We start from the raw sequence: 13174 nt of genomic DNA on the forward strand, positions 1-13174 counted from the left end.
GGAGAGGGCAATCATGGCAGAGCCGACGTATGAAGAACTGAAGGCGAAGGTCGAGAAGCTGGAAAAGCAACAAGGCGCGAAGCGGAGCGGCGCACTGGAATTCCGAGTCAGCGAGAAGGGCGCGGTAAGCGTGTACGGGATGGGGCGGTTTCCGGTGACGTTGTATTACGAGCAGTGGGTCCGGCTGCTGGAAGTGGCGGACCGGCTGAAGGAATTTCTGGAAGAGAACAAGAGCAGGTTGAAGTTGAAGAGCGCGGAGTAGTTTCGTCTCGTCGCCAAAGGACTCGAAAGACTTTTGGCTCGGCGCCTCGCTCAGGATGACAAAAGTTTAGTTCTTGTTCATGCGTAGGCGGATTCGGCGCGGCGGAATTGGTGGAGCGCGAGGCCGATGTGCTGCAGGTGGTGGACCATGTGGTCCACGTAGTCTTCAATTACAAATCCCAGTGTCATTGACGTGCCGCCGCCAATGGTGCAAGTGCGGGCCAGGGCGGACGAGGGCACGCGGCGGACAGCGGCGAGCATGTGCTGGTTCAGAGCGGACCAGAGCGAGATTAATTCCTTCCAATCGCGATCCTGGTATCCCTGGCGTTCGACCCAGGCATTTTGCTCGTAGCCGGGAAGAGCCGGGGCGTCTTCTCGCTGCACGCGAATGACCCGGGCGTAGTTGTTGATGGCGGAATCGATCAAGTGTCCGAGTTCCTCTTTTTTCGACCATGCGCCGGGCTTGGGATGCGAAGCCGCATCCTGCGCCGCAATGGCGCCGAGTTGAGCAGGAGCAGAGGCGAGGACGGCGGAGAAGCGATCGAGATTTGCCATGAGACGATTCCCCCCAGAGGCGAAAGCAGAATTGTCTGTACTTCTAGACGGCACGGCTAAAGCGGCGCCCCTTCAAAAAACCGTCGGGCGGAACAAATTCTGCCGCTACTGGCGCTATCCCTTGGCGGGGCTGCTGGCCGTGGGATCGGTCACCACGGGCTGGGACTTCTGGTGCTCTTCTGCCCGGACCACAGCTTCAGCAGCCTGGAACCCGATCTTGGAATGAGTGCCGTCGCAGAACGGCTTTTGCACGCTGGCACCACAGCGACAGAGGGAGAAAGCCAGCTTGCCTTCCTTCATCCTGGCGGTGAGGTCATAAGGGTTGCCGTCGGCATCGACCAAATCGACAGAACCTGGCGAAGCTTCCACCCGGTAAGGGCCGTTCCTGCGGATCGTAATCTTCACCTCAGCCATTCAGAATCCCTCCTGACTCAATAGATGTAACACAGGGGCGCGAGGGTGCGTGGGGGCATAGCTGAGCCAGCAGCGAAAAAGCTATTTTTTGAAGGCGACATTGACCAGGAGCTTTTCGCCTTCCACGTCCACGACATTGCAGAAGGTGCGGGCGCCGCGGCGGGAGAAGTCGAGTCCGACCCGGCTCTGACCGATGCGGAGGTTGCGAACCTGGAGGTACTCAAGCCAGTCGGGGAGTTCCGGGTTGACGATGTTGAGTTCCTTTCTGTGCGCGCTGGGGCGGATGCCGAGGACGGAGTTCAGCATCAGGAACATGGCGCCGGAGGCCCATGCCTGCGGCGAGCAGGAAACCGGGTAGTGGACAGGATCGTCGTGTTCGCGACGTTGCACGCCACAGAAAAGCTCGGGAAGGCGGTAGTCGCGGAAGCGAAGGGCCGCCTGGAAAAGGGTGGTGAAGACACGGAGAGCGGGCTCGCGGAATTCGTTGAGCGCCATGCCGTGAACGATGAGCGAGTTATCGTGCGGCCAAACGGAGCCGCGATGATAGCTGAGCGGATTGAAGATTCGCTCCTCGGCGGACATGGTGCGGAGTCCCCAACCGGAGAAAAGGTCATCGCGCATAAAGCGGTTGACGACAGCGCGGGCGCGTTCCTTGCCGATGATGCGGTTCCAAAGCAGGTGGCCGGGATTGGATGCGATGACCTGGAGCGGCTTTTTTTCGCCGTCGAGCGCCATGGCATAAAAGCCGCGAGAGGGCATCCAGAAAGCCTTCTCCACGCGCTTGGCGAGTTCGGAGGCTTCGCGCCGGAGGCGTTCGGCATTGACGGTGTCGCCGAAGGCGCGCAACAGCGACGCCATGCGGTACTTGGCGTCATAGACGTAGCCCTGCACTTCCACGAGCGCGATCGGCGGGCGCGCCACCGTGCCATCGCGATGCATGTTGGCGTCCCAGGAATCTTTCCAGCCCTGGTTGGCGAGGCCGCGGGAGGAGTGGCGGATGTACTCGACGAAGCCGTCGCCGTCGAAATCGCCGTAGTTGGCAATCCATTCCAGGGCGCGATAGGCGGCGGGAAGCAGGTCGCGAACCAGCTTCTCGTCGGCTGTCCAGTTGAAAGTCTCGCTGAGCAGGATGAGGAACAGGGGGGTGGCGTCAATGGAACCGTAGTAGGGCCCGAAAGGCATTTCGCCGTTGCGGGTCATCTCGCCGGTGCGGTACTCGTGGAGGATCTTGCCGGGCTGCTCGTCGCGCCAGTCATTCACTTCGCGGCCCTGGTAATGCGCGAGGGTGCGCAGGGTTTCGACGGCAAGCTGCGGGTTGAGCGAGAGCGACTGGTAGGCGGCGATGATGGAATCGCGCCCGAACATGGTGGCGAACCAGGGAATGCCGGCGGCGACGACGTGCTGGTCACCGTCAGGAATCTGGAGGGCATGGAAGTCGCCGATGGCGGTGCGCAGGGCGGAGTCGAAGACGTCGTTGCTGCTGTGGAAATTGGTGGACCGGCTTTCCCAGGCGGCGAAGGCGTCGCGGCGGGCGCGCAGGCTGGCGGCCTGGTCGGAATTGCCGGCGCGGCTCTTCGCACCCTGCACGAAGGGCGTAACGCTGGCGGTAACCTGGATCTGGCGCAGCGGCGGCAGGTTAATCTCCCAGCGCGCCACCTCATCCTCGATCTGCGCCGGCTGCGGGGCAAAATCAATCTGGGTCTGGCGCATCACGCCATCGAGACCGCGATAGAAGAATGCCAGCGTGCGGTCGCGGACCACCGGCTTGTAGTACTGGCCGTGCACGGAGCGGGCGGAGCCGCGCACCTGGAAGACATCCACGAAGTCAGCATCGTAATGGATCTCGAGCACGAAGCTGACGGGCACGAGATTGAAGTTCTCGAAGGTCAAGCGGTCGAAAAAGGTGTCAGAGGCGAGGAGTTGTTCGCGACGGATATGAATGGTGTTTTCGGGAAGATCAAAGGACTCGCGCAAGGCAATGTTGCCGGTCGTGAGCTCAACCTGGTTGGCAAACGTCTTCTCGGTGTTGGAAGAGAGCACGACAGCGCGATTGCCCATGACCCGCAGTTCCATGTTGCTGAGGAAGCGGGTGTCGTCATGGAAAAAACCGACATCGGGCGCGCCCGCGGGCGAAATATCGCCGGCAACGGTTGTAGAGAGGAAAGTCTTGCCGTCAATCAAGGTCAGGTTGTTGACCTTGCGCGGTTCCAGCGCCTGGAACGCAATGCGCGGTTCGACGTGAGGTGAAGAAATCTCCACCAGCACGTCGTCAGGAATGGAGAGGCGCGTACTCATGCAATAGCGCGTTGAGGAATTTTTTTCTCCAGGGCTACGGGAACGCCGGCCAGGGCCCGCTCATAGACGTCGGCGTACTGCTGAACCATGCGCTCGATGGAAAACTCCCGCTCAGCATAAGCCCGGACCTGCACCGCATCAAAATCGGGGGCGCGGCGAGCGTATTTCGCCATTTCTTCGACATTGCGACCAACGAAACCGGAGATCTCATGCTTCACGATCTCGGGCACCGAACCCCCGGGCATGGCGATCACTGGGGTGCCGCAAGCCATGGCCTCGATCATGACAAGGCCGAAGGGCTCGTCCCATTGAATGGGAAAGAGCATGGCCGTGGCATTGCCGAGAAGCTCGTTCTTAGCTTCCAGGTCAGCCTCTCCGATGTACTGGATGAAGTCGCCGTCGAGGTGGGGCTTCACCTCGGCATCGAAATACGATTGATTTATGGGCTGGATCTCGCCGGCAATCTTGAGCGGAATCCCGGCCCGCTTTGCGATTTGGATGGCGAGGTGAGTGCCTTTGACGGGGGCAATGCGTCCGATGAAGGCAAGGTAAGGCTGCTTTTCGGTCACGAGCCGATATTTCGAGAAGTCCAGGCCGTGGTGAATCGTGCTGATGCGCGGCATAGTCTCGCGGAAGCGCTGAAAGTCGCTGATGGTGACATAGGTGACATCAGGATAGTAGCCGTAAAAGTTGCTGAGCGCAGGTTCCTGGGGATGATGGATGGTATAGACGAACGGAGTGGAAACAAAACGCGAATAAACCAGGCCGGGAGCGTTATTGAGATGGAGCAGGTCGCAGTTGGCATGGGCGTCCGCAATCGCCCACGCACTGTGATTGAAGTCCTTCAGACTGCCGTGGACCTCTCCCTGGATTGGCCACTCGGAGGTGGGATACAGCGACTTGAGCGCAACGGGGACAGTGGATTCGCCATTGGCGTAGACAACGACATCGTGCCCAAGCTGCTTGAGTCCGACGGCGAGATGGGCAATGAAAAGTTCCGTACCGCCGTAAACGGTAGGCGGAACGGAGATAAACGGTGGTGCAACGAGAGCAATACGCATGGGTCCTCGGAACGCGAGATAGCGTGGAACTGTCGAGCGCGCGCTCAACACTTCCACAGCGTGTTTTTAAAACGAGCCAGCGACCAGCAAGTCAGGTAGGGCTTTCCTATTTAGAGATGCGCGGGCGAGGAGAAACGTTGGCGCGGTCCGGCGCTTAGACGGCATTGGCCGGAAAATCGATGAGGAAATCTTCGGCGGCGGATTTCGCTGTGGATTCCAGGGCATTTTCAAATTCGATGGCGCGGCGATGATTGGTGTGGTCAGCAAGAACCCGCTCCTGGGCGGAACTTCCGATGGAGCGGAGTTCCTGCTCGCTGAGGTCGGTGAGATAGCGCGCAACATCCTCGGCGCAGGTGGGAAGAAGAATTTCCTGCTGGGGACGGAAAAAGGTGTCGAGACCGGGCCAATTGTCGGAAGCGATGGCGGCGCCGCTGGCGGCCGCTTCAAACAGACGCACCGACGGCGAGTAGCCGGCGCGGACCATGTCACGACGGGTAACGTTCAAGGTCAAGCGGGAGGAGGAATAGAAACGGCTGTGCCAGCGCGGGTTTAGATGCATGATGCGGCGGACATTGTCAGGCCAGCGGATGATTTTGGGATATTGCGGGCCGGCCAGGATGAAACTGCGATCCGGGAGCAGGCGCGCGGGAGAGCAGAAGAACTCCTCGATCTTCGGCTGGCGATCGGGAGCGTAGGTGCCCATGTAACTGAGGTCGCAAGCGAAACGCTTGTTCACCGAAAACCGGCGGTAATGCAGGGGGTCAAACGAACAGTAGAGTGGAACCGCGAGACGGGCGCCGAAACGATTCTCAATTTCCTTCAAGATGGGTCCGCCGGTGAAGCTGAAATAGACGTCGAAGCCGGGGATCTGATCTTTGAGCAGGTAGTCGGCGCGGCCGTGCTCGCGCAATTGCGCAACGGTAATTGGGGTATCGATGTCGTAGAAGGCCTTGTGCGGCGCGGGCGAGTCGAGAACCTCGTCAATGGCGGCAATGCCGTCAGGAAAATAGGAGCCTACGATGGCGGCGTCGCAATCGCGGAGTTCGGCGCGGGCGAAGGGGAGTACGTCGTTCCAGCGGTCAAAGATGCGGACCTGACAGAAATCGGGCTCGGGCAGATCGCGGTTGTTGGCGTACCACTCGGTATCGTGCTCGAAGAAGACAATGCGGTGACCGCGAGCGTGCAGGGCTTTGCACAGCGCGCGGAAGGTGGTCGCGTGACCGTTGCCCCAGGAAGACGTAATGGAGAGGCCAAAAATAACGATCTTCATAAAACAGTTTCCGGTTTCCAGTTTCCAGTATTCAGTTAGCTTGCCTTTGCCATTTCAGTGATGCGTGAGGCTGCCAAAATGGTGTCCACCTGCCGCGCACGCAGCGCGTAGGAATGATCACGCAGCGCGCGAAGGCGCATGGCCCCACCGATTTCGCGCGCATCGTCTTCGCTCAAAGTCCGCAACCAGCGGACAACGCCCTCGGCCGAAGGGGCGACCAGAATCTCGCGGCGAAGATCGAAGAAGTGATCAATGCCGGGCCAGCTATCGGTAATGACGCAAGCGCCCGCGCCGGCCGCCTCAAAGATGCGGGTCGGCGGCGAGAAACCGACATTGGCCATGGAATCCCGGTTGATGTTGAGCACCATGCGCGCTGAACCATTGATGCGGTTGTGATCTCCGGTGGCGACGTGTCCGATCCAACGCACGTTGTCCGGCAGCGGCTTCCCTTGCCAGCCTTCACCGCCCAGGATGAACTTGAGGTCGGGAGCGAGTTCGGCGGCGCGCAGGAAGAAATCTTCGACACGCCGCTCGCGATCCGGCAAGCGATGTCCGACGAACGCCAGGTCGCAGGCGAGCGCTGGATCCGGTGCGACGGGATGGTGCGTCTCGGGGTCGAGCCCGTTGTAAATCGGGTGGCAGTTGCGCGCCCGCAGGTTGAGATAGTGATCGACCACGGGCGGCCCGCCGCCATAGGTGAAGATGAAGTCGTAGGCGGGGATTAGAGGGCGGAAGGGATCGCCGGGATTTTCCTCGACGCGAGCCAAAGTGGCGGGGGCATCGACGTCCCAAAAAGCGACTTGGGTCGAGGCAGATTGCAGATCGAGAACCGCGCGCTCCAGGAATTCATCATCGGCGCCGACGCCGCTGTGCTTGACGACGAGATCAGCGTCGGAGGCCTGAGCGAGCATGCGCTCAAGTTCGGACGGGGTCTGGTAAACGCGGATGCTAGCGTAATCAATGTCGCCGGCATCGCGCTTCCGCTGGCGGCCATAGATATCGGGTTCGGCAAAGGTAATGTCGTGCCCGAGCGCGTGCAGGTTCTTGTAGATGCCGCGGTAATAAGTGGCGGCGCCATTCCAATAAGAAGAAGTGAGGCTGGAGCCGAAGATGAACAGTTTCATAAGTGCAGTTCAGGAAACCGAGATGCCTCGGGGCTAAAGCCCCTCGGAATGACAATCAGACAATTGGTTTCGGCACAGCTGAAGCCGTGCCCTTCCCCGCAAAGAGTTCGTTCGGCACGGCTGAAGCCGTGCCCTTCCCAAAGCGTGTCACCGAAGTGGTCCCTCTCTGCCCAATTCATCGATTATGTCCAGGAGCTGTTCTGCACGAAGAGCGCAAGTATGGCGGCGGCGAATGGTTTGCAGGCCGTTGTCGGCAATTTGGCGGCGAGCCCCCTCGTCGCGCAGAAGGTGCTCAATTTCAGCGACCATGGCACGGGTGTCGGCAACGCAAACGTAATCTTCCCCGGGACGAAAGAGGCCCTCGGCATCGATCCATGGCGAGCACAACAAGGCCGCGCCGCAGGCCAGGGCCTCAAAGACGCGGATGGTGGGGATGCCGCTCAGGCCGTTGGTGTACTGGCGGCGTGGGACGTGCAAGGTCAACCGGCTGCGGCCATAGACCGCGGGCGTGCTGAGATTGGGGACGTAGCCGCGGAAGTCGATGCCGGCATTCGCCAGGTTGCGGCGGGCGGCGTCGGGATAACGAACGCCGTGGACCACGAAACTGCGGTGCCGGAGCTGGAGGGCGGGTTCGACGAGGAATTCCTGCAGTTCCCGGGTGCGCTCCTCGTCGCCCCAATTGCCGATCCAGACCAGGTCATCGCGTTTTTCCAGCGGCAGGGGCCTGAAGGTGTCAACGTCAGCGGCCTCGTGAAACGTCCAGCCGCGGGACACGCCGAAGCCTTCCACGTAAATGCGGCGGATGGCTTCGCCGAAAGCGAGCACCCCGTCAAAAAGATCGAGGCGGAATTTAAGGATCTCGGCGGCGCTGGTATAGGCGCGGTGGTGAGTGTCGTGCAACAGCGCGCGAAAACCGAGGCTCTGCTTGAGTCCGAGAATGGTGTTGACGACGATGGGATCGGTCCACTCGTGGATGATGACGACATCGGCGTTGCGCAAGTGAGATTGCGCGAACTCAGCGAATTGGGCGTCATTGTTGAAGAATTGAATGTTGAGATCGGGATAGACACGGCGAAACTCATCGATCGAACTGATGGCAAGCTCGCCTTCCTGGCGAACCAGGTTGGACAGGGACCAGGAACCCAACGGCTCATAACAGGTCACGCGATGGCCCATGCGGATCAACTGGCGCGCCAGCCCGCGGAGAAAGTGGGCATTGCCGTGGTTCCAGTCGGAAACCCAGGAATGCGCGAAAAAATGAATGTTCAGCGACTGACTCATGCGACGGCTGCTCCAGTCGGTACCAGGGATTCGTACAGATTCATGTAGTCGTCGACCATGCGCTCGGCGGTATAGCGCTGGCGGGCGCGGTGATACGCAAGATTGGCGTAGGTGAGCCGCAGCTCGCGATCGCTTTGCAGGCGTGCGATGGCGCGCGCGAGATCGGCGGCGTCGTTATAACGGAAGTAGCAGGCGGCATCGCCCCAGATTTCATGGAACGTGGGAATATCGTTGGCGATGATGGCGCAACGGGAGAAGGCGGCCTCCAGGGGCGCGAGTCCGAACGGCTCGTAGCGGGAGGTGGCGGCGTACATGGAAGCGCGGCTGTAGAGATGTGAAAGCCGGTTTTCGGACTGCTCGCCCGTGAACTGCATGCGGCGGCGCGCAGGAAACGCGGGACGCGCTCCCCGCAGGACTTCGTCGGGATGCTTGTCGGAGCCGGCGATGAGCACGGGAGCCTTTTGCTCGCACTGGCTGAGCAGCGTGACCTGCTTTGCCGAATCCCACAGACGTCCGACCGAGAGGACGAGGTCATCCTTTGTGCCGTGGGGGTTGAAGAGGCCGGGATTGCGGCCGTTGTAAACCACCGTGCCCTGCGCCGGGCGGACATAGTACGCGCCCACAGCGTCCAGCATCCAGCGCGACGGGGCAACGACGGCGGTGGCGCCGGCAACGCCGCGAGTAACAACATCGCGGTACCAGCGTAGCCACCTGGTATGGCGGGGCTCCTCGCCGTGCACGCTGACCCACCAGCTGAGCACGTCACTGTGGGCGGCAACCACGCGGGGGATGTCGAGCGGGAGCGCGCCGTAGCAGAACTGGTTGAAGTGGACGAGGTCGGGCGCCGCATCGCGAATCACGGAGAGCAAAAACTCGGACGAGCTGTCCAGGTCCTGCTCGGCTTCCTGCATCCATTCCAGGCGAAACGCGGTGGGGCGGAAGTCGAGGCCGCGCAGGCCTTCCATCCAGGCGCATTGCTCGGCGGTGGGAATTTCGCCGAGGCTGACGAGGGTGACACGCACGCCCCGGCGCGCCAGACCGGTCACTAACTCACGAGCGTAAGTCCAGACTCCACCGAGCGTATCGGCGGTGACTAGCAGGTGCATTCCAGATCCTCAATCGACGCCGGCTTCTGTTCCTGGATGTCGCTGAAGCCTTTCGCGGAGAACGCGGAGGTGTAGTAATGGTGCGCGCGTTCCCAGGCCTGGTCGTCGGGCGGGCCAAACATTTGCGCGTACAGCGGCGTGCCCGGAAACGGAAACATGGGCACGGGCTCACTGACCCAGACGCCTTGCGACTTCAGGTGCTCCTGCCAGCGGCGGATCTCGTTCTTGTCGTCGTGCTCGGTCAGAATGAGGTTGGCCTGCACCCACGGGATGCGCTGCCGCGCGTAGACCAGCAGTTCGGTCAAGCGTTCCGTGCTCATGCGGCAGCCCTTGTTCAGTTGATCGCGGCCGTGGTCGGTAATCGACTCGATGCCACACTCCATGGAGATGCAGTGGGCGCGGCCGAGCAGGTCCAGGCTATCCTCGTCCCAAAGATCAATCCTACTCTGAAAACCGATGCTGAGTTCCCGCTCCGCGATGCCTTCCAGCAACGTGCGCACGTTCTTTCCGACGCCAAAAATCTCGTCGATGAAGTAAACGTAGTCCACGCCGCGGGCGATCAGGCGGTCGATTTCGAGCAGGACCTGGTCCACGTCGCGTTCGCGGAACTTATTGCGGAATAATGTCTTATTGCAGAAATTGCAGGACCATGGGCAGCCGCGCGCGAATTCGAGCTCGGCGCCGCACCCTTCCCCGGAGAAAACGTGGTGGCGGTGGCGGTGCTGCGCGACGTCGTAGTCATGAAAGTCAAGCGCCCGCAGCGCCTTCATGTCCGCGACCCCAAGGGTGGGAGAAAAATGGTCTCCGTGATCATCGCGCCAGCAGCAGCCGTCAATGGTTTGCCACGGTTGCGAGGCAAGTTGCGACAAGGTGATGTCGATTTCGCCGCGCATGCCAACCTGCACGTCCATTTTGCGCATGGCGGGAAGCGGGGTGGCGGAGGTGTGGGGTCCAACGGCGACCTTAACGGCTTTACTGCCAAGAGCGGCGAACCACTCCTTCGGAACACGAACTTCCGGGGGCGGACAGCGCCAGAACAGATACGAAGGCGCGGTCGGGATAACGAGGAAATCGGGAGCGAAGGCGTCGATGCGGCGCCTGGTTTCGGTGGTGTTCAGAATGTCCGCCTGGGCGTCAACCAACAAAGGCTCGTGTCCGGCTTGGCGAATCTGGTCGGCGGCGAAGAGCAACTCGAGCGGATAGTGCGGATCGCGGCAGCCAAAATAAGTGGAGCCTGTGAAGTCCCAGTTGGGATTGACAAGGGCAAACTTCATGCCGCCCCCGGAAGTTCCAGCAGGTTGGCGGCGGCGCGCTCCGGCTGCTCGGCCGGCTGGAACAGGTCGCGATTGCGCTTCCACCAGTTAAAGACGCTCTGCAAAGTCTGACGTACGCTCAAGCGCGGCTCCCAGCCGGTATCGCGGTGGAGCTTGCCGCAATCGGTGACGTAGATGAGCTGGTCGCCGGGACGGCGCTCGGCGGTTTCGTATTCGACGCGCGTGCCGGTGATGTCCGCGATGAGTGCCATCAGTTCCAGCAAAGAAATGGTGTTCGCCGGCCCGCCGCCCACGTTGTAGATTTGCCCGGCCGTGAGAGGCAGGTTGTCGCGAACCGCATCGAAGGCGCGGACGAGATCATCGACGGACAGCACATCGCGGACCTGGCGTCCGTCACCGTAGATGGTCAATGGAATTCCTTGCAATGCCGAGTACAGGAAATGCGCGACCCAGCCCTGGTTTTCAGTGCCAAACTGGCGCGCGCCGGCAATGCACGACATGCGGAAAACGACGGTCGGAATGCCGTAGATGCGGGAGTAGTCGCGAACGTACTGGTCGGCGGCGCCCTTGGAGCAGCCGTACGGGGAGTGGAAATCGAGCGGCTCCGCTTCGGAAATGCCCTGGGAGTTCCGGTAGGCGTAGCGCGTGGCCTGGCGAACGACCTGGCGCGAGGCCATTTCGCCGTACACCTTGTTGGTGGAGGTGAAAAGCATGAAAGGACGCCGACCGTGCTTGCGCGCCGCTTCCAGCACGTTGAAGGTGCCCAGCAGGTTGACGTCGAAGTCGAGGCGGGGATCGCTAACCGAGGTGGTGACCGCAACCTGCGCGGCGCAATGATAGATCTCGGTGGCGTAACGGACGACGCGATCGACCATGGCGGCATCGCGAACGTCGCCGATGGTGATCTGCAGGCGCCCGGAATTCCCGGCCGCTTTTTGCAAGGCGTGCAGGTTGTTGCGCACACCGGGGCGAGAGAGGTTGTCGAAGATTTGTACTTTCGCGTCTGTCGTCTCGAGCAGCTTATGGGCCAGATTCGACCCGATGAAGCCGGCCCCCCCGAAGATGACGACAGATCGGAAACGATCTGTTTTCTTCATGGCCGTCTCTTTCATTCCAATTGTTCGCAGCCTCTCAGGCGGTAAGACCGTAGGCCCCGAGCTGCTGCGTGGCCTCCGCGACGCGGTCCTCGGCGGGTTGCTCGCGCAGCCACTGGACCAATTCGCGGATGCCTTCGGCAAAACGAACTTTGGGCTTGTAGCCCAATACGCGCCCGGCGGCCGAGATGTCGGCATAACAATGCCGAACATCGCCGGCGCGATATTTCCCCGTGATCTCGGCGGGGATGACCGTGTCAAGAGCGATTGCGAGCACCTGCGCCACTTGTTCAATGGTGACGGGCTCTCCGGAACCGACATTCAAAGCCATGCCATTGGCCTGCTCGCGTTCCATGGCGAGAAGGTTCGCCTGCACAACATCGTGCACGCTGACAAAATCGCGTTTCTGGCGACCGTCTTCAAAGACCATCGGCGCGCGTCGATTGAGCAGGCGCGAGGCAAAGATGGCCGCGACGCCGGTATAGGGATTGGACAGCGCCTGGCGCGGGCCATAGATGTTGAAGTACCGCATCGCGACCACCGGAAGGCCGTAGGTGCGCCCGAACAAGAGCGCCATCTCTTCCTGGTCTCTCTTGCTCAAGGAATAAATGGAGCTGCACTGCAAGGGCTTGGACTCGCCGGTAGGCAACGGCGTCAGCGTACAGTCACAACGCGGGCAGGTCGTGTCCCATTCCTTGCGCAGCAACTGCTGCTGGGAACGGACCGGGGGGGCCACCTCTCCACACGAGGAGCAGAGATAACGCCCTTCGCCGTAGATGGACATGGAGGAAGCCACAATCAATTTTTCGACTTTGACCTTGGTATCAAGCAAGAGCTGCAAGAGATTCGCCGTGCCCTGGGTATTCACACCGACATAGTGGGCGATCTCGTACATGGACTGGCCGACGCCGACGGCGGCCGCAAGATGAAAAATGACGTCCACGTTGCGAACGGCGTCGCGCAGGCGGTCGGCATCGCGCATGTCGCCACGGAGGACATCCACGTCACGCGGCAGATAATCGGGGAGCCCGGCGGGATGGACTTGGGGAGTAAGGTTGTCGAACACACGAACCGAGTCGCCGCGCCGCAGCAGGGCGTCAACCATGTGAGAACCTAGAAATCCCGCTCCTCCGGTAACCAGGACTTTCTTGCTCATCAGCGTTGCGCTCCTACCTGAACCCGCTCGCCGGCGAAGCCGGATGCCAGTGGCGCTTGCAATGCCGCCGGAGTGGCATACCGGTTCACGGCCCAGGCGGCAAAGTCCGCGAAGTCCTGCGGGTCCTTGGGCGGGCTGGTGTAGTGCGGCACGATGCCGAGGTGCTCGGGCGTGAAGCACAGGGTAAGGGTCGTATCGAACTCGGCGAGAGAACTCATCTGCCGGTCAAACCAAGCTTCAGCGTTGGGGCGGAAAGAATCGGCCCAACTCATGCCGGTGCGCA

13 protein-coding genes are annotated in these 13174 nt (G+C 61.1%); 1 reads left to right on the plus strand and 12 read right to left on the minus strand.

Features of this window, described 5'->3' with window-relative positions; all coding sequences use genetic code 11:
- The first annotated feature begins 13 nt into the window (after positions 1-13).
- Positions 14-262: a hypothetical protein gene (locus VFI82_10110; GenBank protein HET7185029.1), complete on the plus strand. Its 249-nt coding sequence runs from the start codon at positions 14-16 to the stop codon at positions 260-262.
- A gap of 77 nt (positions 263-339) precedes the next feature.
- Here VFI82_10110 and VFI82_10115 read toward each other — a convergent pair whose 3' ends face one another.
- The 12 genes from VFI82_10115 to VFI82_10170 all read right to left on the minus strand — a co-directional run.
- Positions 340-816, minus strand: coding sequence for a DinB family protein (locus VFI82_10115; GenBank protein HET7185030.1), 477 nt, complete (start codon positions 814-816; stop codon positions 340-342).
- Between the two features lie 114 nt (positions 817-930).
- Positions 931-1230, minus strand: coding sequence for a CDGSH iron-sulfur domain-containing protein (locus VFI82_10120; protein HET7185031.1), 300 nt, complete (start codon positions 1228-1230; stop codon positions 931-933).
- Between the two features lie 81 nt (positions 1231-1311).
- Positions 1312-3525 (minus strand): amylo-alpha-1,6-glucosidase, encoded by a 2214-nt coding sequence (locus tag VFI82_10125; GenBank protein HET7185032.1) that lies wholly within the window; start codon positions 3523-3525, stop codon positions 1312-1314.
- Positions 3522-4586, minus strand: a complete 1065-nt coding sequence (locus VFI82_10130; GenBank protein HET7185033.1) for a glycosyltransferase family 4 protein — start codon at positions 4584-4586, stop codon at positions 3522-3524. The genes VFI82_10125 and VFI82_10130 overlap by 4 nt, the downstream gene beginning before the upstream one ends.
- Before the next feature lie 154 nt (positions 4587-4740).
- A complete protein-coding gene (locus VFI82_10135; protein HET7185034.1) occupies positions 4741-5856 on the minus strand; it encodes a glycosyltransferase in 1116 nt (371 codons plus the stop codon).
- 35 nt (positions 5857-5891) lie between these two features.
- Positions 5892-6980: a glycosyltransferase gene (locus VFI82_10140; GenBank protein HET7185035.1), complete on the minus strand. Its 1089-nt coding sequence runs from the start codon at positions 6978-6980 to the stop codon at positions 5892-5894.
- Between the two features lie 147 nt (positions 6981-7127).
- Positions 7128-8261 (minus strand): glycosyltransferase, encoded by a 1134-nt coding sequence (locus VFI82_10145; protein ID HET7185036.1) that lies wholly within the window; start codon positions 8259-8261, stop codon positions 7128-7130.
- Positions 8258-9367 carry a glycosyltransferase family 4 protein gene (locus VFI82_10150; protein HET7185037.1) on the minus strand — a complete coding sequence of 370 codons (1110 nt, stop codon included), beginning with the start codon at positions 9365-9367 and terminating at the stop codon, positions 8258-8260. Before VFI82_10150 ends, VFI82_10145 begins: the two co-directional genes overlap by 4 nt.
- Positions 9355-10641 (minus strand): TIGR04295 family B12-binding domain-containing radical SAM protein, encoded by a 1287-nt coding sequence (locus VFI82_10155; protein HET7185038.1) that lies wholly within the window; start codon positions 10639-10641, stop codon positions 9355-9357. The genes VFI82_10150 and VFI82_10155 overlap by 13 nt, the downstream gene beginning before the upstream one ends.
- The gene (locus VFI82_10160; GenBank protein ID HET7185039.1) at positions 10638-11738 is read right to left on the minus strand and encodes a GDP-mannose 4,6-dehydratase; all 1101 of its coding nucleotides are present in this window, start codon (positions 11736-11738) and stop codon (positions 10638-10640) included. The genes VFI82_10155 and VFI82_10160 overlap by 4 nt, the downstream gene beginning before the upstream one ends.
- Before the next feature lie 34 nt (positions 11739-11772).
- Positions 11773-12891: an NAD-dependent epimerase/dehydratase family protein gene (locus VFI82_10165; protein HET7185040.1), complete on the minus strand. Its 1119-nt coding sequence runs from the start codon at positions 12889-12891 to the stop codon at positions 11773-11775.
- On the minus strand, positions 12891-13174 hold a 284-nt coding region (locus tag VFI82_10170), incomplete at its 5' end, for a hypothetical protein (GenBank protein HET7185041.1). The genes VFI82_10165 and VFI82_10170, both read right to left, overlap by 1 nt.

The organism is Terriglobales bacterium (assembly GCA_035691485.1).
Classification (GTDB): domain Bacteria; phylum Acidobacteriota; class Terriglobia; order Terriglobales; family Acidobacteriaceae; genus JAIQGF01.